General features: G+C 72.5%; 18 protein-coding genes. 17 read left to right on the top strand and 1 reads right to left on the bottom strand.

Translation table 11 applies throughout. From position 1 onward, the window contains the following. Positions 1-126: 126 nt before the first annotated feature. From ACGIF2_RS13380 to ACGIF2_RS13300, 17 genes are read left to right on the top strand one after another with little or no spacing between them, the layout of a single operon-like run. Entirely contained in the window at positions 127-489 is a 363-nt protein-coding gene (locus tag ACGIF2_RS13380; protein ID WP_396047385.1) for an NADH-quinone oxidoreductase subunit A, read from the top strand. Between the two features lie 12 nt (positions 490-501). Then, positions 502-1,053 carry a NuoB/complex I 20 kDa subunit family protein gene (locus ACGIF2_RS13375; protein ID WP_396047383.1) on the top strand — a complete coding sequence of 184 codons (552 nt, stop codon included), beginning with the start codon at positions 502-504 and terminating at the stop codon, positions 1,051-1,053. Then, positions 1,050-1,895 (top strand): NADH-quinone oxidoreductase subunit C, encoded by an 846-nt coding sequence (locus tag ACGIF2_RS13370; RefSeq protein WP_396047381.1) that lies wholly within the window; start codon positions 1,050-1,052, stop codon positions 1,893-1,895. The genes ACGIF2_RS13375 and ACGIF2_RS13370 overlap by 4 nt, the downstream gene beginning before the upstream one ends. Beyond that, positions 1,895-3,259 carry an NADH-quinone oxidoreductase subunit D gene (locus ACGIF2_RS13365; protein WP_396047379.1) on the top strand — a complete coding sequence of 455 codons (1,365 nt, stop codon included), beginning with the start codon at positions 1,895-1,897 and terminating at the stop codon, positions 3,257-3,259. Before ACGIF2_RS13370 ends, ACGIF2_RS13365 begins: the two co-directional genes overlap by 1 nt. Then, positions 3,259-4,137, top strand: a complete 879-nt coding sequence (gene nuoE / locus ACGIF2_RS13360; RefSeq protein WP_396047378.1) for an NADH-quinone oxidoreductase subunit NuoE — start codon at positions 3,259-3,261, stop codon at positions 4,135-4,137. Before ACGIF2_RS13365 ends, nuoE begins: the two co-directional genes overlap by 1 nt. Beyond that, the gene (gene nuoF, locus ACGIF2_RS13355) at positions 4,137-5,483 is read left to right on the top strand and encodes an NADH-quinone oxidoreductase subunit NuoF (RefSeq protein WP_396047376.1); all 1,347 of its coding nucleotides are present in this window, start codon (positions 4,137-4,139) and stop codon (positions 5,481-5,483) included. The genes nuoE and nuoF overlap by 1 nt, the downstream gene beginning before the upstream one ends. Beyond that, positions 5,480-8,104: an NADH-quinone oxidoreductase subunit G gene (locus tag ACGIF2_RS13350; protein ID WP_396047373.1), complete on the top strand. Its 2,625-nt coding sequence runs from the start codon at positions 5,480-5,482 to the stop codon at positions 8,102-8,104. Before nuoF ends, ACGIF2_RS13350 begins: the two co-directional genes overlap by 4 nt. Beyond that, entirely contained in the window at positions 8,101-9,456 is a 1,356-nt protein-coding gene (nuoH, locus tag ACGIF2_RS13345; RefSeq protein ID WP_396047371.1) for an NADH-quinone oxidoreductase subunit NuoH, read from the top strand. The genes ACGIF2_RS13350 and nuoH overlap by 4 nt, the downstream gene beginning before the upstream one ends. Continuing rightward, entirely contained in the window at positions 9,449-10,180 is a 732-nt protein-coding gene (nuoI, locus tag ACGIF2_RS13340) for an NADH-quinone oxidoreductase subunit NuoI (protein WP_396047369.1), read from the top strand. Before nuoH ends, nuoI begins: the two co-directional genes overlap by 8 nt. Further along, complete coding sequence (locus ACGIF2_RS13335; RefSeq protein ID WP_396047367.1) at positions 10,177-11,070, top strand: NADH-quinone oxidoreductase subunit J; 894 nt, start codon at positions 10,177-10,179, stop codon at positions 11,068-11,070. Before nuoI ends, ACGIF2_RS13335 begins: the two co-directional genes overlap by 4 nt. Then, positions 11,067-11,366 carry an NADH-quinone oxidoreductase subunit NuoK gene (gene nuoK, locus ACGIF2_RS13330; protein ID WP_396047365.1) on the top strand — a complete coding sequence of 100 codons (300 nt, stop codon included), beginning with the start codon at positions 11,067-11,069 and terminating at the stop codon, positions 11,364-11,366. The genes ACGIF2_RS13335 and nuoK overlap by 4 nt, the downstream gene beginning before the upstream one ends. Positions 11,367-11,376: 10 nt before the next feature. Then, positions 11,377-13,356 carry an NADH-quinone oxidoreductase subunit L gene (gene nuoL, locus ACGIF2_RS13325; protein WP_396047363.1) on the top strand — a complete coding sequence of 660 codons (1,980 nt, stop codon included), beginning with the start codon at positions 11,377-11,379 and terminating at the stop codon, positions 13,354-13,356. A gap of 15 nt (positions 13,357-13,371) precedes the next feature. Further along, positions 13,372-14,934, top strand: a complete 1,563-nt coding sequence (locus tag ACGIF2_RS13320; protein ID WP_396047361.1) for an NADH-quinone oxidoreductase subunit M — start codon at positions 13,372-13,374, stop codon at positions 14,932-14,934. Continuing rightward, the gene (gene nuoN, locus ACGIF2_RS13315; RefSeq protein ID WP_396047359.1) at positions 14,931-16,586 is read left to right on the top strand and encodes an NADH-quinone oxidoreductase subunit NuoN; all 1,656 of its coding nucleotides are present in this window, start codon (positions 14,931-14,933) and stop codon (positions 16,584-16,586) included. Before ACGIF2_RS13320 ends, nuoN begins: the two co-directional genes overlap by 4 nt. Continuing rightward, positions 16,583-17,590, top strand: a complete 1,008-nt coding sequence (locus tag ACGIF2_RS13310) for a polyprenyl synthetase family protein (protein WP_396047357.1) — start codon at positions 16,583-16,585, stop codon at positions 17,588-17,590. Before nuoN ends, ACGIF2_RS13310 begins: the two co-directional genes overlap by 4 nt. 34 nt (positions 17,591-17,624) lie before the next feature. Continuing rightward, positions 17,625-18,821, top strand: a complete 1,197-nt coding sequence (locus tag ACGIF2_RS13305; RefSeq protein ID WP_396047355.1) for an RDD family protein — start codon at positions 17,625-17,627, stop codon at positions 18,819-18,821. After that, positions 18,818-19,543, top strand: coding sequence for a PP2C family protein-serine/threonine phosphatase (locus tag ACGIF2_RS13300; protein ID WP_396047353.1), 726 nt, complete (start codon positions 18,818-18,820; stop codon positions 19,541-19,543). The genes ACGIF2_RS13305 and ACGIF2_RS13300 overlap by 4 nt, the downstream gene beginning before the upstream one ends. A gap of 11 nt (positions 19,544-19,554) precedes the next feature. Here ACGIF2_RS13300 and eccCa read toward each other — a convergent pair whose 3' ends face one another. Next, positions 19,555-23,532, bottom strand: a complete 3,978-nt coding sequence (eccCa, locus tag ACGIF2_RS13295) for a type VII secretion protein EccCa (RefSeq protein WP_396047351.1) — start codon at positions 23,530-23,532, stop codon at positions 19,555-19,557. Positions 23,533-23,725: the final 193 nt, after the last annotated feature.

Raw genomic sequence — 23,725 nt, 5'->3', positions numbered from 1 at the left:
GACCGATGCGGGACGTTGGTCCTGCCAGGCGCCCCTCACCTCGGGGGACGCTCACCCGGGCCCGCTGCGAACCGCGACCTTGGTCCTGCACGGAAGTACCCACACCCCGACCGGGAGAGTCGACTCATGACCAACCCGTACGTCCCGATCCTCGTCCTGATGGGGATCGCCGCCGTGCTCGCCCTCGGTGGCGTCGGCGCGAGCGCGATCCTCGGGCCGAAGCGCTACAACCGCGCGAAACTGGAGGCGTACGAGTGCGGCATCGAGCCGACTCCGCACGCCGTGGGTGGCGGCCGCTTCCCGATCAAGTACTACCTCGTCGCGATGACGTTCATCGTCTTCGACATCGAGGTCGTGTTCCTGTACCCGTGGGCCGTGAACTTCACGGAGCTCGCCACGTTCGGGCTCGTCGCGATGCTGGGCTTCCTGGCCCTCATCACCGTGCCCTTCGTGTACGAGTGGCGCCGCGGTGGGCTCGAGTGGGACTAGGGGTGATCTGACATGGGTATCGAAGAAGCCCCTTCGGGGTTCTTGCTGACGACGGTCGAGAACCTCGTCGGGTATTTCCGCAAGGCGTCGCTGTGGCCCGTGACCTTCGGTCTGGCGTGCTGCGCGATCGAGATGATGTCCACCGGCGCGAGCCGGTACGACATCTCGCGCTTCGGCATGGAGGTCTTCCGCGCCTCGCCGCGCCAGGCCGACCTGATGATCGTGGCCGGTCGGGTGAGCCAGAAGATGGCCCCCGTGGTGCGCCAGGTCTACGACCAGATGCCGGAGCCCAAGTGGGTCCTGTCGATGGGCGTGTGCGCCTCGTCGGGCGGGATGTTCAACAACTACGCGATCGTGCAGGGCGTCGACCACGTCGTGCCCGTCGACATCTACCTGCCGGGCTGCCCGCCGCGGCCCGAGATGCTGATCAACGCGATCCTCGCGCTGCACGAGCAGATCCAGGCCGAGCCGATGGGCGTCAACCGCAAGGAGGCGGCCCGCGCCGCCGAGGCCGCCGCGCTCGCCGCCACGCCCACGTCGCACATGAAGGGGCTGCTGGCATGAGCGAGAAGTCCGACGCGGACGCCGGGAAGACCCCCGACGTGTCCGCCGAGAAGTCCGACGCGGCATCGGCCGTCAAGCCCGGGGACGCGACCACGTCCTCGGCGCTGGCCGCGCAGAGCACCAGCGAGGCGGCCCTCGAGGGCGGCTCGCAGCACGTGGGTGCCACCGGCGCCGCGCGCCCCGAGGTCATCGCCGTGCGCCAGGGCATGTTCGGCGGCGGACCGGGCTCGGGGGACACCTCGGGCTTCGGTGGCCTCGTCACGACCGTCGCGATGCCCGGGTCGAGCCCGCGGCCGTACGGCGGCTGGTTCGACGAGGCGGTCGACGTCCTGATCGAGCTGCTCGACGCGTCCGGCACGGGCTTCGCGGCAGCGATCCCGTCCGTGGTCGTCGACCGCGACGAGCTGACGCTGCACGTCGCCCGCGAGCACATCGTCGAGGTGTGCCAGATGCTGCGCGACGACCAGGACCTGCGCTTCGAGCTCAGCCTGGGCGTCTCGGGCGTGCACTACCCGCACGAGACGGGCCGCGAGCTGCACGCGGTCTACCACCTGGTGTCGGTCACGCACAGCCACCGGCTGCGCCTCGAGGTCGCCGCCTCCGAGGCCGACCCCCACATCCCCTCGACGGTCGCCGTCTACCCGACGAACGACTGGCACGAGCGCGAGACGTGGGACTTCTTCGGGATCGTCTTCGACGGTCACCCGGCGCTCGCGCGCATCGAGATGCCCGACGACTGGCCGGGGCACCCCCAGCGCAAGGACTACCCCCTCGGGGGCATCCCGGTCGAGTACAAGGGCGCCACCGTGCCGCCCGCGGACCAGCGGAGGTCGTACAGCTGATGTCCACCCACAGCACCCACCAGGGTCCCCCCACCGCGACGGGCCACATCGTCGACGACGAGACGACGGGCATCCCGTCGTTCGAGTCGTCGGGCGGCGACTGGTCCGACATCGCCGAGGAGGCAGCGCGCCTCGGCGAGGAGCGCATCGTCGTCAACATGGGTCCCCAGCACCCGTCGACGCACGGCGTCCTCCGGCTCATGCTCGAGATCGACGGCGAGACGGTCACCGAGGCCCGTGCGGGCATCGGCTACCTGCACACCGGCATCGAGAAGAACATGGAGTACCGGTCCTGGACGCAGGGCGTCACGTTCTGCACCCGCATGGACTACGTGGCGAACATCTTCCAGGAGGCGGCCTACTGCCTCGCGGTCGAGAAGCTGCTCGGCATCACGGACGACGTGCCCGAGAGGGCCACCGTCATCCGCGTCATGATGATGGAGCTCAACCGGATCGCCTCGCACTTCGTGTGCCTCGCGAGCGGTGGCAACGAGCTCGGTGCCACGACGATCATGACGGCCGGCTTCACCGGTCGTGAGCAGGTGCTCAAGGTCTTCGAGCTGATCACGGGCCTGCGCATGAACAACGCGTACATCCGCCCGGGCGGCGTCGTGCAGGACATCCCCCCGGGTGCGCTCGACGCCGTGCGTGACGCGCTCACGGAGATCCGCCACTACCTGCGCCAGCTCGAGGACCTCATGCTGGCCAACCCGATCCTGCAGGGCCGGCTCAAGGGCATCGGCTACCTCGGGCTGCCCGCGTGCATGGCGCTGGGCATGACCGGTCCGGTGCTGCGCTCCACGGGCCTGCCGTACGACGTGCGCAAGGCCGAGCCGTACTGCGGCTACGAGACGTACGACTTCGACGTGCCGACCTCGACCGAGGCCGACGCCTGGTCGCGTGCCCGGCTCCGCATCGAGGAGATGTACCAGTCGATGCGGATCGTCGAGCAGACCGTCGAGCGCCTGCAGGCCATGGGGCCCGGCCCGGTGATGGTCGCGGACAAGAAGATCGCCTGGCCCGCACAGCTCGCGATCGGCTCGGACGGCATGGGCAACTCGCTCGACCACATCCGGGAGATCATGGGCACCTCGATGGAGGCCCTGATCCACCACTTCAAGCTCGTGACCGAGGGCTTCCGCGTCCCCGCCGGGCAGGTGTTCGTCTCTGTCGAGCACCCGCGCGGCGAGCTCGGGGTCCACCTGGTCTCCGACGGCGGCACCAAGCCGTACCGCGCGCACTTCCGCGACCCGTCGTTCAACAACCTGCAGGCCGTCTCGATGATGTGCGAGGGCGGCCAGCTGGCCGACGTCGTCGTCGCGGTGGCCTCGCTCGACCCCGTCCTGGGAGGGGTGGACCGCTGATGTCCGTCGAGAACAGCGACCGGCCCACCGGCACGGTGCGCCCGCCCGCCCGCTACGACGACGAGACGCGCGCGCGCCTCGCCGCCGACGCCGCGCAGGTCATCGCGCGGTACCCGCAGCCCCGCTCGGCGCTGCTCCCGCTGCTGCACCTGGTGCAGAGCGAGGACGGCTACGTGAGCCCCGCGGGTGTCGCGTTCTGCGCCGAGACCCTGGACCTGACCTCGGCCGAGGTGTCGGCGGTCGCGACCTTCTACTCGCAGTACAAGCGACGCCCGAACGGTGACTACACCGTGGGCGTGTGCACCAACACGCTGTGCGCGACCATGGGCGGCGACGCGATCTGGGAGGAGCTCAGCGAGCACCTCGATCTCGGCAACGACGAGACGACGGCCGACGGCAAGATCACGCTCGAGCGCATCGAGTGCAACGCGGCGTGCGACTACGCGCCGGTCGTGATGGTCAACTGGGAGTTCTTCGACAACCAGACCCCGGCCAGCGCGGTCGACACCGTGGACCGCCTGCGTGCGGGCGAGCCCGTGGCCCCGACCCGCGGCCCGTCGAAGGTCTGCTCGTTCAAGCAGGTCTCGCGCGTGCTCGCGGGCTTCCCCGACGGGCTCGCCGACGAGGGCGCCGGTGCCGGACCCGAGACCGAGCGCGGCACGCTCCTCGCCGAGGCCGAGGGCTGGACCGCACCGCCGTTCCCCGGCCAGGCCGGTGACACCGGGGCGACGCGGCCCGCCGCGAGCGCCGCGACGTCGGGCGGCCCCACGGTGGGTGGCGCGCAGTCGAGCGCCGAGCGCACGCCGACCGCCGGGCCGGACACGTCCGCCGCGGGCGAGCAGAAGAAGCAGAAGTCCGACCAGGCGAAGGAGTCGTGATGACCGACGCGACGACCCTGACCCCCGTCCTCAGCAAGCAGTGGGACGCCGAGCGTTCCTGGACGCTGCGGACCTACCTCGACGGCGGCGGCTACGCCGGGCTGCGGGCCGCGCTGGCCCAGACGCCCGGGGACGTCATCACGACCGTCAAGGACTCGGGCCTGCGCGGCCGTGGCGGCGCCGGCTTCCCGACGGGCATGAAGTGGGGCTTCCTGCCCGCGCCCGACGGCGGACCGCGCTACCTGGTGGTCAACGCCGACGAGTCCGAGCCGGGCACCTGCAAGGACATCCCGCTCATGATGGCGACCCCGCAGTCGCTCATCGAGGGCGCGATCATCACGTCGTACGCGATCGGCTGCTCGCACGCGTTCATCTACCTGCGTGGCGAGGTCGTGCACGTCTACCGCCGCCTGCTGCGCGCGGTCGAGGAGGCCTACGCGGCCGGGTTCCTCGGCAAGAACATCCTCGGGTCGGGCTTCGATCTGGACATCACCGTGCACGCCGGCGCCGGCGCGTACATCTGCGGCGAGGAGACCGCGCTCCTCGACTCGCTCGAGGGGCGTCGTGGCCAGCCGCGGCTCAAGCCGCCGTTCCCCGCGGTCGCGGGCCTGTACGCACGGCCCACGGTCGTCAACAACGTCGAGACCATCGCGTCGGTCCCCTCGATCGTGCGGGGCGGCGCGCAGTGGTTCCGGGAGATGGGCACCGAGCGCTCGCCCGGCTTCGGCATCTTCTCGCTGTCCGGCCACGTGCAGCGTCCCGGCCAGTACGAGGCGCCGCTCGGCATCACGCTGCGGCGGCTGCTCGAGATGGCCGGCGGGATCCGTGAGGGCCACGAGCTGAAGTTCTGGACGCCCGGTGGGTCCTCGACGCCGATCTTCACGGCCGAGCACCTCGACGTGCCGCTCGACTACGAGTCGGTCGGCGCCGCGGGGTCGATGCTCGGCACGCGCGCGCTGCAGATCTTCGACGAGACCACCTCGGTGGTCCGTGCCGTCACGCGCTGGACCGACTTCTACAAGCACGAGTCGTGCGGCAAGTGCACGCCGTGCCGCGAGGGCACGTTCTGGCTCGCGCAGGTGCTGCACCGCATCGAGGCCGGTCAGGGCACGAGCGAGGACATCGACCTGCTGCTCGACCTGTGCGACAACATCCTCGGCCGCGCGTTCTGCGCGCTGGGCGACGGGGCCACGAGCCCCATCACCTCGGCCATCAAGTACTTCCGGGAGGAGTTCGAGGCGGGCACGCACACGCCTGCCGACGTGCTCTTCCCGCCCGAGCGCAGCTCGAAGTTCACCTACACCCCGCGCCGGTCGGCCGGGCAGCTCGCGGGGGTCCACGCATGACGATCACGACGCCCAAGCCCGGTTCCGGGACCCCGGCCACGACCGGCGGCACCCCGGCGACGCCGGCCCCGGTCGACGCGGTGACCTTCTCGATCGACGGTCTCGAGGTGGCGGTGCCCAAGGGCACGCTCGTCATCCGCGCCGCCGAGCAGGTCGGCATCCAGATCCCGCGCTTCTGCGACCACCCGCTGCTCGCCCCCGCCGGGGCCTGCCGCCAGTGCCTCGTCGAGGTGTGGGCGCCCGGCCGCGACGGCAAGCTCGCGAAGATGCCCAAGCCGCAGGCCTCGTGCACGCTCGAGGCCACGCCCGGCATGCAGGTCAAGACGCAGCACACGTCGCCCGAGGCCGACAAGGCCCAGCACGGCGTGATGGAGCTGCTGCTCATCAACCACCCGCTCGACTGCCCGGTGTGCGACAAGGGCGGCGAGTGCCCCCTGCAGAACCAGGCCATGAGCAACGGTCGCGCGTCGACGCGCTTCGTGGACGTCAAGCGCACGTTCCCCAAGCCCATCGCGATCTCGACGCAGATCCTGCTCGACCGGGAGCGCTGCATCCTGTGCCAGCGCTGCACGCGGTTCTCGAAGGAGATCGCGGGCGACGCGTTCATCGACCTGCAGAAGCGTGGCGCGAACCAGCAGATCGGCCGGTTCTCGCCGGCCGTGCTCGGGTTCGAGACCCCCGTGGGCGCCGGGTTCGACGTGCCCGTGGGCCCGTCGGAGGAGGACGAGTCGGGGGAGCCCTTCGCGTCGTACTTCTCGGGCAACACCGTGCAGATCTGCCCGGTGGGTGCGCTGACCAGCGCGTCCTACCGCTTCCGTGCGCGTCCGTTCGACCTGGTCTCGACCCCGGGCGTCTCCGAGCACGACTCGTGCGGCTCGGCGATCCGGGTCGACCACCGCCGGGGCGTCGTGCTGCGCCGCCTCGCGGGCGAGGACCCCACGGTCAACGAGGAGTGGATCACCGACAAGGACCGCTTCGCGTTCACCTGGCAGTCGGCCCCCGACCGCATCACGACCCCGCTCGTGCGCGACGAGGTCACCGGCGAGCTGCGCACCGCGAGCTGGGTCGAGGCCCTCGAGGTCGCGGCCGACGGCCTGCGCGCCGCGCTCTCGCCCGCCGACGCGGAGACGCTCGCACGGGGCGCCGGTGTGCTGCCCGGCGGCCGGGTCACGCTCGAGGACGCGTACGCGTACGCCAAGCTCGCCCGGGTCGCGCTCGGCACCAACGACGTGGACCTGCGGGCCCGCCCGCACTCGGCCGAGGAGGAGGCCTTCCTGGGCCACCACGTCGCCGGACGCGCGATGCAGGTCACGTTCGCCGACCTCGAGAAGGCGCCGACGGTGCTGCTCGCGGGCCTCGAGGCCGAGGAAGAGGCCGGGATCACGTTCCTGCGCCTGCGCAAGGCCGTGCTCGCCGGCACGACGCGGGTCGCCGCGGTGGCGCCGTTCGCGAGCCGCGGGCTCGAGCGCCTCGACGGCACGCTGCTCTCCGCCGCCCCGGGCACCGAGGCCGAGGTGCTCGACGCTGTGACGACCGACGCCTCGGACGAGGTCCTGCGCGACCTCGCCACCGACCTGTCCCAGGACCGCGCCGTGATCCTCGTCGGTGAGCGCCTCGGGGCCGTCCCCGGTGGCCTGACCGCCGCGCTGCGGCTCGCCGAGCGCACGGGTGCCCGCCTCGCGTGGGTGCCGCGTCGTGCGGGGGAGCGCGGTGGCGTCGAGGTCGGCGCCCTGCCGAGCCTGCTGCCCGGCGGACGGCCCGTGGCCGACGCCGCGGCCCGCGTCGACGTCGCCGCCGCGTGGGACGTCGCCGAGCTGCCCGCAGCCCCCGGACGCCCCACGGGCGAGATCCTCGAGGCGGCCCGCACGGGTCGGCTCGGTGCGCTCGTCGTGGGCGGCGTGGACCTGCGCGACCTGCCCGACCCCGAGGCCGCCCGCGCCGCGCTGCGCGCGGTGCCGTTCCTCGTGTCGCTCGAGGTGCGCGCCTCCGAGGTCACCGAGCTCGCGGACGTGGTGCTGCCCGTCGCACCGCCCGTCGAGAAGGGCGGCACGTTCGTCACGTGGGAGGGGCGCCCGCGCCCGTTCCCGCAGGCCCTGACCTCGACCGCGGTGGGTGACCACCGCGTGCTCGACCGCCTGGCCGACGCGATGGGCGTCGACCTCGGCGTCGGCACGCTCGCCAAGGTGCACGCCGAGCTCGACCAGCTCGGCGCGTGGGACGGTGCACGCGTGGCCGCCCCGACGCAGGACGCGGCCGAGCCGCCCGCGGTGGCCCCCGGCCACGCCGTGCTCGCGACGTGGCACCTGCTGCTCGACGCGGGCCGCATGCAGGACGGCGAGAAGTTCCTCGCCGGCACCGCGAAGCGGCCCGTGGCGCGCGTCTCGGCCGCGACCGCGGACGGTGCGGGTGTCGTGGACGGCGACGTGCTCGCGGTGAGCACCGGCACCGGCACGATCGAGCTGCCCGTGGTCGTCACCGACATGCCCGACCACGTGGTCTGGCTGCCCACCTGCTCGCCCGGCTCGACCGTGCGCGAGACCCTGCACGCAGGACCCGGTGCGCTCGTGCGCCTCGCGGCCGGTGCCCAGAACGACGTCACGGACGCGGAGGTGCAGGCATGAGGCTGCTCGGTGCGGTGCTGCCCGCGGCCGGTGACCCGGTCGTGGCCGACTTCAGCAACGACAACGGCTGGATCTGGCTGCTCAAGGCCGTGGGGATCATCGTCTTCCTGCTGGTCAGCGTCCTGATCGCCATCTGGTTCGAGCGCAAGGTCGTCGCGCGCATGCAGGTGCGCCCCGGCCCGAACGTGCACGGCCCGTTCGGTCTGCTGCAGCCGGTCGCCGACGCGATGAAGCTCCTGTTCAAGGAGGACATCACGGTCAAGGCGGCCGACAAGCTGGTCTACCTCGTCGCGCCCATGATCGCTGTGTTCTGCTCGCTGCTGACGTTCGCTGTCATCCCGTTCGGCCCGAGCGTGAGCATGTTCGGGATCGTGACCCCGCTGCAGCTGACGGACTTCCCGGTCGCGGTGCTGTACATCCTCGCGTGCGCCTCGGTCGGCGTGTACGGGATCGTGCTCGGCGGCTGGTCGTCGGGCTCGACGTACCCGCTGCTCGGCTCGGTCCGCTCGACGGCCCAGGTCATCTCGTACGAGCTCGCGATGGGCCTGTCGCTCGTGAGCGTGTTCATCATCGCCGGGTCGATGTCGACCTCGCAGATCGTGGGCTCGCAGACCCAGGTGTGGTGGTTCCTGCCGCTGCTGCCCGCGTTCGTCATCTACATCATCTCGATGGTCGGCGAGACGAACCGGCTGCCCTTCGACCTCCCCGAGGCCGAGGGCGAGCTCGTCTCGGGCTACATGACCGAGTACTCGTCGATGAAGTTCGCGTGGTTCTTCCTCGCGGAGTACATCAACATGATCAACGTCTCGGCCGTCGCCACCACCCTGTTCCTCGGCGGCTGGCGGGCACCGTGGCCCATCTCGTGGATCAACGACGGCATGTTCAACACCGGCTGGTGGCCCGTGCTGTGGTTCCTGGCCAAGGTCTGGATGCTCATGTTCGTGTTCGTGTGGATCCGCGGCTCGGCGCTGCGCTTCCGCTACGACCAGTTCATGAAGATCGGCTGGAAGGTGCTCATCCCGGCCGCGCTCGCCTGGGTGGTCTGCGTGTCGCTCGTGCAGGGCGTGCGCAACTTCACCGACATCGAGCTGCGGACCGTGCTGTTCGTGCTCGCGGGCATCCTCATCCTCGCTGTGGTCGTCTCGTTCCTGGTGCCCGAGAAGCCCGCGAACGAACCCGACGGGCCCCCACGCGGCACGTTCGACGACCCCGTGGTGATCGACCCGTTCGCGGGCGGCTACCCGGTGCCGCCGCTGCCCGGCCAGGCGCTGCCGCCGTCCCCGCGGCGCGGACGCACCGCGACCGACCCGAACGAGACCCCCCAGGTCACCCAGGAGGCGAACCGTGGCTGACAAGAGCAAGGACGTCGCGCCCGGACCCGAGCAGGGCGAGGGCAAGGACGTCTCGGTCCCCGGGGCGTACAAGCCGCTCATCGAGCCCCGCACCGGGCTCGCCGAGGTCTTCGGGCCCGTCGGCGGCTTCGGTGTCACGTTCTCGAACCTGTTCCGGCCCACGGTCACCGAGCAGTACCCGTACGAGAAGGTGCCGCCCATGCCGCGGTACCACGGCCGGCACCAGCTCAACCGGTACCCGGACGGGCTCGAGAAGTGCATCGGCTGCGAGCTGTGCGCGTGGGCGTGCCCCGCGGACGCGATCTACGTCGAAGGTGCCGACAACGCGCCCGACGCGCAGTTCTCGCCCGGCGAGCGCTACGGCCGCGTCTACCAGATCAACTACCTGCGCTGCATCTTCTGCGGGCTGTGCATCGAGGCGTGCCCCACGCGGGCGCTGACCATGACGAACGAGTTCGAGCTCGCGGGCCCGACGCGGGAGGGCCTCATCTACGAGAAGGGCGACCTCCTCGCGCCGATGCTCGACACCATGCTCGCGGCCCCGCACCCGATGGTGCCCGGCACGACCGACACCGAGTACTACCGCGGCGAGATCACCGGACCTGTGCCCGCACAGGTCGGCTGGGTCGCGGAGCACCGCCCCGACGACCCGACGCTCCCCGGTGCCGAGCGCGCCGCCGAGCGTCAGGCACACGCCCACACCCCCGGGCAGGAGAACCGATGAGTCACATAGCCGCGGCGCTGCCGACCGTCCTGACGGACGCCGGCGTCACGACGACCGGCGAGGCCGTCCTGTTCTGGGTCCTCGCCCCCATCATGGTCCTGGCAGCGCTGAGCCTGCTCTTCGCCCGCAAGGCCGTGCACGCCGCGATGTCGGTCGTGCTCGTGATGATCTCCCTCGCGTTCATCTACGTCGCGCAGGACGCCCCCTTCCTCGGGGTCGTCCAGGTCGTGGTGTACACGGGCGCCGTGATGATGCTGTTCCTGTTCGTGCTCATGCTCGTCGGTGTCGACGCCTCGGACTCGCTCGTCGAGACCCTGCGCGGCCAGCGCTGGATCGGGCTGCTCGCGGGCATCGGGCTCGGCGTCGTGCTCGTGGGGGTCGTGGGCCGGGCGACGTACGCCACGCCCGTGGGCCTCACCGACGCGAACGCCGACTCCAACCCGGTGGGCGTCGCACGGATCGTGTTCGGTCAGTACGTCTTCTCGTTCGAGGTCGTGGGCGCGCTGCTCATCACCGCGGCGCTCGGCGCGCTGGTGCTCACGCACCGCGAACGCCTGCTGCCGCGCATCACGCAGCGCGAGCGCGCCGACGCGCGGGTCCTGGCCGGCGGTTCGCTCACGCCCCCGCCCGCCCCCGGCGTCTACGCCCGGCACAACGCGATGGACGTGCCCGCGCTCGACCCGCAGGGCAACCCGATCCAGGCCTCGGTCTCACGGGTGCTGCGCATCCGCGGGCAGGAGGCCGGCACCGCGGGCTTCCGCGCCGAGATCCAGCCGTTCCACGGGGGAGCCGACGTCGGGCCCCCGGTGCAGCGGGCCGGTGACGTCGGAGAGACGTCCGGTCCCACGACGCCCATCACCACCGACCGCGGCACGGAGGAGACGCCATGAGCCTCACGCACTACCTGGTGCTCTCCGGCATCCTGTTCAGCATCGGTGCCACGACTGTGCTGCTGCGCCGCAACGCGATCATCGTGTTCATGGGCATCGAGCTCATGCTCAACGCGACGAACCTGCTGCTCGTGACGTTCGCGCGGATCCACGGCAACCTCACGGGCCAGGTGCTGGCCTTCTTCGTGATGGTCGTCGCGGCCGCCGAGGTCGTCATCGGGCTCGCGATCATCGTGGCCATCTTCCGTACCCGCCGCTCGGCCTCGGTCGACGACGTCAACCTGCTGAAGAGCTGAGGGCCGGCCCGTGCACACCCTGACCCCGCTCGCCCTGCTCACCGACTCGTCCGCCGTCACCGGCGTGCAGGCGGTCGACGGCGGCGTGCTCTCCCTCGCCCCGCTGATGGTGGCCCTGCCGCTGTTCGGCGCGGCCCTGCTGCTGCTCACGGGCCGTCGCTCGGACCGCTGGGGCCCCTGGTTCGCCGTGGCGATGTCCTCGCTGTCGTTCGTCGTAGGCCTGGCCAGCATCGTCACGCTGCTCGGCCGCCCCGCCGACGAGCGCGTGCTCGACCTGTCGATGTTCTCGTGGATATCCGTCGGGTCGTTCCACCTCGACGCGGGTCTGCGGCTCGACCCGCTGTCGCTCACGTTCGTGATGCTGGTGACGTTCGTCGGCACCCTCATCCACGTGTACTCGATCGCGTACATGGCCCACGACCCGAGCAAGCGCCGGTTCTTCGCGTACCTCAACCTGTTCGTGGCGGCGATGCTGCTGCTGGTCCTGGCCGACAGCTACCTCCTGCTGTTCGTCGGCTGGGAGGGGGTGGGGCTCGCCTCGTACCTGCTCATCGGGTTCTGGAACCACCGCCCCGCGTACGCCGTCGCGGCCAAGAAGGCGTTCATCGCCAACCGCGTCGGCGACGTGGGTCTGCTCGTGGCGCTCATGCTCATGTTCTCGACCTTCGGCGGCGTGAGCTTCTCGACGGTCGACGCGGGCGTGCCGCACGCGAGCACGGGGACGCTGACGGCGATGGGCCTCGTGCTGCTCGTGGCGGCGTGCGGCAAGTCGGCGCAGTTCCCCCTGCAGTCCTGGCTCGGTGACGCGATGGCGGGCCCGACGCCCGTCTCGGCGCTCATCCACGCGGCGACCATGGTCACCGCGGGCGTCTACCTCGTCGTCCGCTCCGGGGCCATCTACGACGGCGCACCCGACGCGCGGCTCGTCGTGGTCGTCGTCGGTGCGATCACGCTGCTGTTCGGGGCCGTCGTCGGCTGCGCGAAGGACGACCTCAAGAAGGCCCTCGCCGCGTCGACCATGTCCCAGATCGGCTACATGTTCCTCGCGGCCGGGCTCGGCCCGATCGGCTACGCGATCGCGATCTTCCACCTCGTCACGCACGGCTTCTTCAAGGCCGGCATGTTCCTGGGTGCCGGGTCCGTGATGCACGGCATGGACGACCAGGTCGACATGCGCCGCTTCGGCGGCCTGGCCCGCTACATGAAGGTCACGTGGGTCACGTTCGGCCTGGGCTGGCTCGCGATCCTCGGCATCCCGCCGTTCTCGGGCTACTTCAGCAAGGACCGCATCATCGAGGCGGCCTTCGTCCCGGTGGACGGCGCCCCGTGGCGCGCGTGGGTGTTCGGCACCATCGCGCTCGTCGGCGCGGGCATCACCGCGTTCTACATGTCGCGCATGTTCTTCATGACGTTCGAGGGCGAACGCCGCTGGGCCCCCAAGGCCGACGGCGAGCCGCAGCACCCGCACGAGTCGCCGAAGCTCATGACGGTGCCGATGATCGTGCTCGCGGCCGGTTCGGTGGCCCTCGGCGGGCTGCTCGCCGCGGGCGGGTTCACCACGTGGCTCGAGCCCGTGACCGGCCACGTGTCGCACGAGGCCGGCCCGGTGCTGCCCGCGTGGCTCATCGTGACGCTCACGCTGCTGGTCGTCGTCGTGGGCCTCGTGCTCGCGTGGCGCCAGTACGCCGCGGCCCCCGTACCCCTGACCCCACCGCCCGGTTCGGTGCTGACCCGCGCGGCCCGCGCGGACCTGTACCAGGACCAGGTCAACGACGCGCTGCTCGTCGAGCCCGGCCAGCACCTGACCCGTTCGCTCGTGTACCTCGACCGTCAGGTCGTGGACGGCGGGTTCTCGGGTCTGGCCCGGTTCGTCGTCGGCACGGGCAACGTCGTCCGGCGGGTGCAGACGGGCTACGCCCGTCAGTACGCCGCGACGATGCTCCTCGGGCTCGTCATCCTCGTCGTCGCCGTCCTGGCCCCCCGGATCTGAGAGAGAGCCGCGTCGATGTCCTCCGGATTCCCCTGGCTCACCGCCCTCATCGTCCTGCCGCTCCTCGGAGCGGCGGCGGTGTGGGCCCTGCCCACCTCGCGTCGCCGCCTGGTGCGCCCCGTCGCGCTCGGCTTCTCCCTCGTCGAGGTCGCCCTCGCCGTCGGTGCCGTGCTCGCGTTCGACACCGCGCAGTCGGGCGTGCACCAGCTCGTCGAGACCCACGGCTGGATCCCCGCGCTGGGGGTCAGCTACGCGGTGGGGGTCGACGGCGTCGGCCTGCTGCTCGTGCTGCTCTCGGTCGTGCTCGTCCCGCTCGTCCTGCTCGCCGCCTGGCACGAGCAGGGCAGCACGCGTGAGGTCGTCACCGACCAGCTGCGGCACTACATGGCCCTGATCCTGCTCACGCAGGTCTTCATGGTCGCCGTGTTCGCGGCGCGCGACGTCTTCCTGTTCTACGTGCTGTTCGAGGCCATGCTCATCCCGGTGTACTTCCTCATCGGGCAGTTCGGTGGGGAGCGGCGGCGGTACGCGGCCGTGAAGTTCCTGCTGTTCTCGCTCGCGGGCGGGCTCGTGATGCTCGTAGGCGTCATCGCCCTGTACCTCGAGGGCCCGGGCGGACCGCAGGGCTTCCTCACCCAGAACCTCGTGGGCGTCGACCTGCCGGTCGCGACCGAGCGCTGGCTGTTCGTGGCGTTCTTCCTCGCGTTCGCGATCAAGGCGCCCATGTTCCCGGTGCACACGTGGCTGCCCGACGCCGCCGAGCAGGCCCCCGCGGGCACCTCGGTGCTGCTGGTCGGCGTGCTCGACAAGGTCGGCACGTTCGGCATGCTCACGCTGTGCCTGCCGCTGTTCCCGAACGCCTCGACGTGGGCCGCGCCCGCGATCGTGGTGCTCGCCGTGATCTCGATCCTCTACGGGGCGCTGCTCGCGATCGCGCAGCAGGACCTCATGCGGCTCATCGCGTACACGTCGGTCTCGCACTTCGGCTTCATCGTGCTGGGCATCTTCGCCTTCACGTCGCTGAGCGTGTCGGGGTCGTCGTTCTACATGGTCAACCACGGGCTCTCGACGGGTGCGCTGTTCCTGCTCGCGGGCTACCTCGTGGCCCGTCGCGGCTCGCGTCGCATCGCGGACTTCGGCGGCCTGCAGAAGGTCGTGCCGGTGCTCGCGGGGACGTTCCTCGTCGCGGGCCTCTCGGCGCTGTCGCTGCCGGGCCTGTCCACGTTCGTCAGCGAGTTCATGGTGCTGATCGGCACGTACGCCCGGGACCGCCCGGCCGCGGTCGTCGCTGCCTTCGCCGTGGTGCTCGCCGCGCTCTACATCCTGCTGACGTATCAGCGCATCTTCACCGGACCGGTGCGTGACGAGCTCGCCACGACCCCGGACCTGTCCGGACGCGAACGGTGGGCCATCGCCCCCCTCATCGCGATCATGCTCGTGATCGGCTTCTACCCGGCTCCCGCCCTCGACCTCGTGGGCGACCCGGCGCAGGTCACGCTCGACCAGGTGGGGATCCAGGACGTGCCCTCGCAGGTGCTCGTGGACGACAGTGCAGCAACCGACGGGAGTGACAAGTGAACGGGGCCGGCTTCACCGCACCGGACATCGCGTGGGCGCAGCTGACCCCCGTCATCCTGGTGCTCGGCGCCGCGGTGGTCGGGGTGCTCGTCGAGGCCTTCGCGCCGCGCCGGGTGCGCCGCACCGTGCAGCTCACCCTCTCGGTCGCCGCGACCGCGGGCGCGCTCGTGGCCGTCGCGCTGCTGTGGTCCGACGTCAGGACGACCGGCGGCACCGTGGTGCTCGGCGGCGCGCTCGTCGTCGACGGACCGACGCTCGTGCTGCAGGGCACCATCGCGCTGCTCGCGCTGCTCTCGTTCCTGGTCGTCGCTGACCGCACCCGCTCGGGTGAGGACGCGTTCGCGCCCCAGGCCGCGGCGCTGCCGGGCTCGGACTACGAGGAGCTCGCGCTCCGCAAGGGTCTCGCGCAGACCGAGGTGTACCCGCTGCTGCTCTTCGCCACGGGCGGCATGCTCATCTTCCCGGCCACCGCCGACCTGCTGACGCTGTTCGTCGCGCTCGAGGTGCTGTCGCTGCCGCTGTACCTGCTCACCGGGATGGCGCGCCGTCGCCGCCTGCTGAGCCAGGAGGCGTCCATGAAGTACTTCCTGCTGGGGGCGTTCGCCTCGGCGATCCTGCTGTTCGGCGTCGCGCTGCTCTACGGGTTCTCCGGCTCGCTGCGCTACTCCGAGATCGCCGCCGCCACGCAGACCGTGGTGGGCCTCGACGGGCTGCTGCTCGTCGGTGCTGTGCTCGTGCTCGTGGGGCTGCTGTTCAAGGTCGGCGCGGTGCCGTTCCAGCAGTGGACGCCCGACGTCTACCAGGGCGCCCCGACGCCGGTCACCGGCTTCATGGCCGCGTGCACCAAGGTCGCGGCGTTCGGTGCGCTGCTGCGCATGATGTACGTGGTGCTGCCCGGCCTGGCGTGGGACCTCGAGCCGATGCTGTGGGCCGTCGCGATCCTCACCATGGTGGTCGGCACGGTCGCGGCCCTGGTGCAGACCGACATGAAGCGCATGCTGGCCTACTCGTCGATCGCGCACGCGGGCTTCGTGCTCACCGGCGTCATCGCGCTCGACAGCACGGGCATCAGCTCGGTGCTCTTCTACCTGCTGGCCTACGGCGCGGCGACGGTCGGCGCGTTCGGCATCGTCTCGCTGGTGCGCGAGCGCACGGCGGTCCCCGCGACCGTCACCGCGGGTGGCGGCTCGGACGACGTGACCGAGAGCGAGGGCGTCGTGATCGGCGAGGCCACGCACCTCGCGCAGTGGGCCGGGCTGGGGCGCACGCACCCGCTGACCGCCCTGACCTTCACCCTCTTCCTGCTCTCGTTCGCGGGCATCCCGCTCACGGCCGGTTTCACCGGGAAGTTCGCTGTGTTCTCGGCAGCGGTCGCCGGTGGTGCGTGGCAGCTCGCGCTCGTGGGTGTCCTGGCCTCGGCCGCGGCGGCGTTCTTCTACGTCCGCATCGTCGTGCTGATGTTCTTCACGCCGCCCCCGGGCACGGAGGGGGCCCCGGACGAGGCGCCGAGCACGTCGGTCACCACCGTCGTCACCACGCAGGGGTTCACCGCCGTCGCCGTGGCGGCGTGCGCGCTGCTGACCATCGTCCTGGGTGTGCTGCCGTCGCCGGTTCTCGATCTGGTGACCGAGGCGGCTAAGTTCATCCCGTGAGCTCCACAACCGTCCTCCCCCTGAACGACCCGGCCCTGGCCGAGCTGTTGACGGGGCGCCTCGCCCTGGTCGAGGAACGCCTGCGCGACTCCGTCGCGCACGCGGACCCCCTCGCCGACGACGCCTCGCGCCACCTGGTCAACGCCGGCGGCAAGCGGCTGCGGCCCATGCTGACGCTGCTGGCCGCCGAGCTGGGTGACGGTGCGCGCCGTGAGGTGCTCGACGCGGCCGTGGTGGTCGAGCTGACGCACCTCGCGTCGCTGTACCACGACGACGTCATGGACTCGGCGCCGCTGCGCCGCGGTGCGCCGTCGGCCCACGAGGTGTGGGGGAACCAGGTCGCGATCCTCACCGGCGACCTGCTGTTCGCCCGCGCCTCGGTCACGGTCGCCGGGCTGGGACCCGAGGCCGTCCGCATCCAGGCGACCACGTTCGAGCGCCTGTGCCTCGGCCAGCTGCACGAGACCGTGGGACCCCGGCCCGACGAGGACCCGGTCGCGCACTACCTGCAGGTGCTCTCCGACAAGACGGCCTCGCTGATCGCGACCTCGGCCCGGTTCGGGGCGATGTTCGCGGGCTGCACCCCGGACGTCGTCTCGACCCTCACGAGCTTCGGCGAGAAGGTCGGCGTGGCCTTCCAGCTCGCCGACGACGTGATCGACCTCACGTCCCTCGGTGACGTCACGGGCAAGACCCCGGGCACCGACCTGCGCGAGCGGGTCCCCACCATGCCCGCGCTGCTGCTGCGTCGGCTCGCCGGTTCGGCCGCGGGCACGGCCGCGGACCGTGAGCTCGTCGCGCTGCTCGACTCCGACCTGTCGAGCGACGCCGCGCTCGACGAGGCGGTGGGCGCGCTCCGGACGCACGACGTGGTCGAGCAGACCCGCAGCCAGGCCGTCGAGCTGGCACGCGCCGCAGCGGCCGAGCTCGCACCGCTGCCCACCGGACCGGTCAAGGACGCGCTCGTGGCCTTCGCGGACGCGCTGGTGGACCGCGCTTCCTGAGGCCCGCGCCTCGCACACGTCGACGGGAGGGACGATGACCGCACGAGCGACGCACCCGTCCGCGGTCTGCCTCACGTGCGACGTCCCGCTCGCACCCGACGCGCTGTTCTGCGGCGCGTGCGGGTCGCCCGCTCCCGCCCTCCCGCCCGCGCACGCCGTCGCACCGCCGCCCGCCCCGTCACCGCCTGCCCCGTCGCTGCCTGCGCCTGTCGCGACGCGGCGCAGCGTCGGCGCGTCGTCCGGCACCCTCACGGTCTCGCCGGGGGAGGTCGCACCGGTGGGCGCCCGGCTCGGTGCGCTTGTCCTGGACCAGGTCGTCGTGGTCGCCGTCGGCGCGGTCGTGCTCGCCGCCACCGACCTGCTCGCCCCGAGCAGCGGCGCCGCGCTCGCGCCGCTCGTGGCGGGTGCCGTCATGGCCTGCGTGGCCGTCGCGCAGTGGGTCGCCGAGGCCCGCACGGGGCTGACGATCGGGAACCTGCTGCTCGGCACCCGCACCGTCGCGTCCGCGACCGGTCGGCCCGCGGGCCTCGGACGCGTCCTGCTGCGCACCGTGGTGCAAGGGCTGGGTTCGGTGGTCCCCGTCGTCGGCACCTACGTGGTGGCCGGTTCGGGGGCGTGGGACGCCTCGCCCGCCCAGCGTGGCTGGCACGACAAGGCTGCGGGCACGATGGTGCTGCGGCGTGACGCCTCCGGGCGTGAGCAGACCGTGCTCACGGCGCCCACCCCGAGCGCCGACCGGTACGCCGCGCCCGCGCCCGCGCTCGCAGCGGTACCCGCACCCGCGTCCGTACCCGCAGCGGTACCCGCACCCGCAGCGGTATCCGCCCCCGTCCCGGCACCGGAACCCGCACCCGCCCCGTGGCCCGTGTCCCGGTCGGAACCGTCGCGGATGCCGGTGGCCACGCAGGTCTGGCTCGTGTTCGACACGGGCGAGAGCCTGGCGGTGGTCGGTGACGGCGCCGTGGGCCGTCATCCGCAGGGTGCGATCGACGGTGCTGTCGCGCACGCCGTGGCGATCGACGACCCGTCGCGGTCGATCTCCAAGCTCCACCTGGTGTTCGGCCCCGAGCCCGGAGGGGTGTGGGTCATGGACCGTGGCTCGACCAACGGCACCGTGGTCGTCGCGCCCGACGGTGAGATGCGGGCGCTGCCTGCCGGTGCGCGGGCGCACGTCGCGCCGGGCTGGGTCGTGCGCTTCGGCGAGCGCGCGTTCCGGGTCGAGGCGCGATGAGCGCGATCGGCCCCGTGTGGGGCGCGGCGACGGACATCGGCACGCGGCGCACGTCCAACGAGGACAGCTACGTGGCCGCGACGCCCGTGTTCGCCGTGGCCGACGGCATGGGTGGCCACGATGCCGGTGAGGTCGCGAGCGCGGCCGCGGCCGGGGCGCTCGCACGGCTCGCCGGGCTGACGGACGTCACCGCGCAGGACGTCCAGCTGCGGCTCGAGGCCGCCCGGGCGCGGCTCCAGGCGCTGCCGCCGACCCTCGGGCGCAGCCCGGGCACGACTGTCGCCGGGGTCGTCCTCACCGAGCACGAGGGCCGTCCGCACTGGCTCGTGCTCAACCTGGGCGACTCGCGCACCTACCGGCTGCAGGGCCACGTGCTCGAGCAGCTGAGCGTCGACCACTCGGAGGTCCAGGAGCTCGTCGACGCGGGGCACATCTCGCCCGAGGAGGCGCTGCACCACGCGCGCCGCCACGTGCTGACCCGGTCGCTCGGTGCGGCGTCCTCCCTCGCGGTCGACTACCTGCTGGTGCCGGTCGAGCACGGCGACCGCATGCTCGTGTGCTCGGACGGGCTCACGGGCGAGCTCGACGACTCGCTGATCGCGGGGCTGCTGCGCTCGCGCCCGCACCCCCAGGACGCGGCCGAGTCGCTGGTCGCGGCAGCGGTCGCCGCGGGTGGCCGGGACAACGTCACGGCCGTGGTGGTCGACGCCCCGCGGGACTGACCGCGCGTCGGTCAGTGCGTGGGTGCGCTGAACGCGAGCTGCACCACCTGGCGACCGCCGTCGCGCGTGACGAGCTGACCGCGGCCGGGCACGCCCGGCACGGGCCGGGCAGCACCCACGAGCGCGCCCTCGTCGGGGCTTCCCGCGAGCACGAGGCCCGGTGCGGCGAGGTCCCGCAGGGCCTGCAGCACGGGCTCGTACATCGCGCGTCCCGCGCCGCCGGTGCGCCGGGTGAGCACGAGGTGCAGCCCGACGTCGCCGGCCTGGGCGAGCAGCGGCACGAGCGGGGCGAGCGGGTTGCCGGCGCTGGTCGCGACCAGGTCGTAGTCGTCGACCAGCACGAACACCTCGGCGCCCGTCCACCACGACCGCGCGCGCAGCTGCTCGGGCGTGACGTCGGGCCCGGGCAGACGGGTCCGCAGGTACGCGGCGAGTGCGGCGATCTCCTCGGTGGCCTGCTCCTGGGTCGTGAGGTACCCCGCGAGGTACTCGCCGGGGATCTCGCCGAGCAGCGAGCGACGCAGGTCGACGGCGAAGACCTGCGCGCGGTCGGGGGTCCACACCCGGCGCACCTCGTCGGCCACGGCGCGCAGCAGGGCGGACTTGCCCGATCCGCCGTCGCCGAACGCGTACAGGTGGTTCTCCTCGGCCAGGTCGATGCCGACGGGCGCGAGGCGGGCCTCGTCGATGCCGAGCAGCAGGCGGCTCGTGTCGTGCTGCGCGAGGGCACGCACCTGGGCGAGCGTGACCCGCTCGGGCAGCAGCCGGAGCTTGGGTCCGGGGGCACCGCGCCACGCGGCGACGACCGCGTCGACCAGGTGGTCCACGCCCGCGCCGAGCGTCCCTGGGTCGGGTGAGCCGTCGATGCGGGGGAGGGCGGCGAGCACGTGGTGCCGCGACATGGCCAGACCGCGCCCCGGACGGTCCTTCGGGACGTCGACGGCGGTCTTGCGGTCGATCTCGGAGTCCGCGGGGTCGCCCAGGCGCAGCTCGATCTTGGTGCCGAGGAGGTCCTTGACCTGCGCGCGGAAGTCCATCCAGCGTGCGCCCGACGCGAGCAGGTGCAGCCCGTACGTCAGCCCCCGCCCGACGAGGGCCTGCAGCTCGGGCTCGAGCTCGTCGAACTCGGTGCGGACCGTGCCCCAGCCGTCGACGACGAGGAACAGGTCGCCGTAGCCGTCGTCGGCCCGGCCCTCGAGGCGGCGCGCGCGGTACGTCTCGATCGAGTCGATGCCCTGCGCGCGGAAGTACAGCTCGCGGGCGTCCACGAGGCTGCGCAGCTCGGCCACGACCCGTCGGACCACGTCGGGCTCGGAGCGGCCGGCCACGCCCGCGACGTGCGGCAGACGGGCGAGCGGGCTGAACGTGCCGCCGCCGAAGTCCAGGACGTAGACCTGCACCTCGTGCGGGGTGCGGGTCAGCGCCAGACCGGTCACGACCGAGCGCAGCAGGGTGCTCTTGCCCGTGCGCGGTCCGCCCACGACGGCCAGGTGCCCACCCGCGCCGCCGAGCGAGACCGTGAGGTTCTCGCGGCGCTGCTCGAGCGGCCGGTCGACGATGCCGAGCGGGACGGTCAGGTCGCCCGCGGCCCGCCAGGTGGGGGAGACGAGGCCGAGCTGCGGGTCGACCGCGAGATCGGGCATGAGCTGGTCGAACGTGCTCGGCACCACGAGCGGCGGCAGCCACACCTGGTGCGCCGCGGGGCCCTTGCCGCGCATCCGCTCGACCGCGATGTCGAACGTGGCGCGCTCGTCGGGCGCCTCGACGACGGGTGCCTCGGCGGCCGCGGCGACGGGGGACGCGAGGCTCAGCACCGGCGCCGCGGTGAACGGTTCGAGGCGCGCCGGGCCGGCGGGCCCGGCCGTGCGTGCCGCGTGCCGACGCGCGGGCGGCGGCCCCGAGACGTACGCCGCGCGGAACTGCACCATCGTGGTGGTGTCGGGCTTGAGGAACCCCATGCCGGGCACCGAGGGCAGCGTGTACGCGTCGGGCACGCCCAGCACGGTGCGTGACTCGGCGGCCGAGAACGTGCGCAGCCCGATCCGGTAGGACAGGTGCGACTCGAGCCCGCGCAGCCGGCCCTCCTCGAGGCGCTGCGAGGACAGCAGCAGGTGCATCTGCAGCGACCGGCCCAGCCGTCCGATCGTCACGAACAGGTCCACGAACTCGGGCTTGGCCGAGAGCAGCTCGGAGAACTCGTCGCACACGATGAGCAGCGCGGGCAACGGGTCCAGGTCGGTGCGCCCGTTCGCGCGCGCCTTCTCGTACTCGGTGACGTTGCTGAAGTTGCCCGCCGCGCGCAGCAGCTCCTGGCGGCGGACCATCTCGCCCTGCAGGGCGTCCTGCATGCGGTCGACGAGCGTGAGCTCCTCGCCGAGGTTCGTGATGATCGCGGACACGTGCGGCAGGTCGGCCATGCCCGCGAACGTCGCGCCGCCCTTGAAGTCGACCAGGACGAAGTTGAGGTCCTCCGAGGAGTGGGTCAGCGCGAGGGCCAGCACGAGCGTGCGCAGCACCTCGGACTTGCCCGATCCGGTGGCGCCGATGATGAGGCCGTGCGGGCCCATGCCCTGCTGCGCGGACTCCTTGATGTCGAGCGCGACGGGCTGGCCCTGCATCGTCAGCCCGATCGGCACCCGGAGCCGGTCGCGCGGCAGACGTGGTCGCCACGTGAGGCCCAGGTCCAGGTCGCGGATGTCACCGATGCCGAGCAGGTCGGTGAGCTCGGACGACGCGTTGGCCCCGTCGGTGCGTGCGGGACCCTGCTCGACGTGGCGCGGCATCAGGCGACGTGCGGCAGCCTCGGCGTCGGGCACCGCGAGCTGGTCGGCGACCACCCGGTACGGCTCGTGGCCCACGCGCAGCACGTCCACGGGCACCCGTCCGGCGTTCGGCCCGGTGGCCGGAGCGACCCCCAGGCCGAGGCGCAGGGTGTGGGGGGAGTCGAGGTCGGACCAGCTCTCGGGCAGCTCGAGCACGGTCACGCCCAGCACGCCGTCGGGCGTGAGGATCGCGTTGCCGGCGGGCACGTGGCCGCCGTCGACCACGACGAGCACATGGGGCACCGGTGGCTGCGCACCCGGCCCGAAGCGCGGCCGGTCCCGCAGGTCCTCGGGGAGCAGGCCCTCGACGTCGGTCAGTGCCGTGCCGATCATCCGCGCAGGCCCCACGGCGTCCCGCACCCGGGCCGAGTGGGTGTGCGGGAGCCACTTGGTCCAGTCCCACGCCGCGGCGTTGCGCTCGCTCGTCAGGACCGCGACCTGCAGGTGCTCCGGGGAGTGGAAGGCCGCGAGCTGGCTCACGAGCGCCCGGGCGAGCGCGCGGGCCTCGTCCTCGCCTCCCGTGACCTCGACGCGGGCGACGGAGCCCAGGTCGATGCCCACGGGGACGTCGCGCTGCACCCGGTGCGTCACGAGGAACCGGTGGGCGGCCGAGGCGGCGACGGGGTCGAGCTGGGCGAGCGGCGCCGTCTCGGGGGCGTCGAGCTCGAGGCACAGCGGCTGGGCGCCCAGGCCGAGGCGCACCAGCAGGAAGTCGTCGTGGTCGGGCTCGCGCTCCCAGACCCGGCTGCCCTCCTCGGCGACCGCCGCGAGCGCGCGCGGGTCGGGCATGACCCACTCCGCTGCCCGACGCTGCTGACGCGCGGCCTGGCGCACCGTGCCGCGCAGGTCCGCCAGGTAGGCGAGGTACTCACGCCGCGCACCGACCACCTGTGCCTGGTGCTGCGAACGCTGGCGCCAGCCGTTGACCCCCACGAAGCCCAGCGACGCGACCAGGAACATGCCGGCCGCGATCATGCCGCGGGGACCGGGGGAGGAGACCGCGACGAAGACGATCGAGCCGACGCTGCCCAGCATCGGCAGCATCGTGGCCAGCAGGCCGCTCACGCCGTCGGACGCCTGGATCTCGGGCGGGGCCAGGAGCGCGACACGACCGGAGGGGACGCCGGGCGGTGCGACGCGGGCTGCCCGGTACGGTGCGATCGACATTCCGAGCTGCTCCTCCGTGGTGCCGGGCCGCGGCCCCGCCGGCCGCGGCCCCTGGGCGAGGTCCGGCGGCGTCGTGCGGTGAGCCGCGGCACACCATATCGGGCGCCGCGCGTGCGATCTCGGACAGACCACCCGGGAGGTGCAGGCTTCACCCACCTGCGTGACCTGCGCGGGCGCGGGCCCCCGCCGCGCC

The sequence above is a fragment of the Cellulomonas sp. P22 genome (assembly GCF_044392165.1).
The sequence above is the reverse complement of the archived record's forward strand: the minus strand, read 5'-3'. Positions and strand labels throughout refer to the sequence as shown.

Coding starts and splice junctions, on each gene's coding strand:
- ACGIF2_RS13380 (WP_396047385.1), top strand. CDS start 127: ATGACCAACCCGTACGTCCCGATCCTCGTCCTGATGGGGATCGCCGCC.
- ACGIF2_RS13375 (WP_396047383.1), top strand. CDS start 502: ATGGGTATCGAAGAAGCCCCTTCGGGGTTCTTGCTGACGACGGTCGAG.
- ACGIF2_RS13370 (WP_396047381.1), top strand. CDS start 1,050: ATGAGCGAGAAGTCCGACGCGGACGCCGGGAAGACCCCCGACGTGTCC.
- ACGIF2_RS13365 (WP_396047379.1), top strand. CDS start 1,895: ATGTCCACCCACAGCACCCACCAGGGTCCCCCCACCGCGACGGGCCAC.
- nuoE (WP_396047378.1), top strand. CDS start 3,259: ATGTCCGTCGAGAACAGCGACCGGCCCACCGGCACGGTGCGCCCGCCC.
- nuoF (WP_396047376.1), top strand. CDS start 4,137: ATGACCGACGCGACGACCCTGACCCCCGTCCTCAGCAAGCAGTGGGAC.
- ACGIF2_RS13350 (WP_396047373.1), top strand. CDS start 5,480: ATGACGATCACGACGCCCAAGCCCGGTTCCGGGACCCCGGCCACGACC.
- nuoH (WP_396047371.1), top strand. CDS start 8,101: ATGAGGCTGCTCGGTGCGGTGCTGCCCGCGGCCGGTGACCCGGTCGTG.
- ACGIF2_RS13335 (WP_396047367.1), top strand. CDS start 10,177: ATGAGTCACATAGCCGCGGCGCTGCCGACCGTCCTGACGGACGCCGGC.
- nuoK (WP_396047365.1), top strand. CDS start 11,067: ATGAGCCTCACGCACTACCTGGTGCTCTCCGGCATCCTGTTCAGCATC.
- ACGIF2_RS13320 (WP_396047361.1), top strand. CDS start 13,372: ATGTCCTCCGGATTCCCCTGGCTCACCGCCCTCATCGTCCTGCCGCTC.
- ACGIF2_RS13305 (WP_396047355.1), top strand. CDS start 17,625: ATGACCGCACGAGCGACGCACCCGTCCGCGGTCTGCCTCACGTGCGAC.
- ACGIF2_RS13300 (WP_396047353.1), top strand. CDS start 18,818: ATGAGCGCGATCGGCCCCGTGTGGGGCGCGGCGACGGACATCGGCACG.
- eccCa (WP_396047351.1), bottom strand. CDS start 23,532: ATGTCGATCGCACCGTACCGGGCAGCCCGCGTCGCACCGCCCGGCGTC.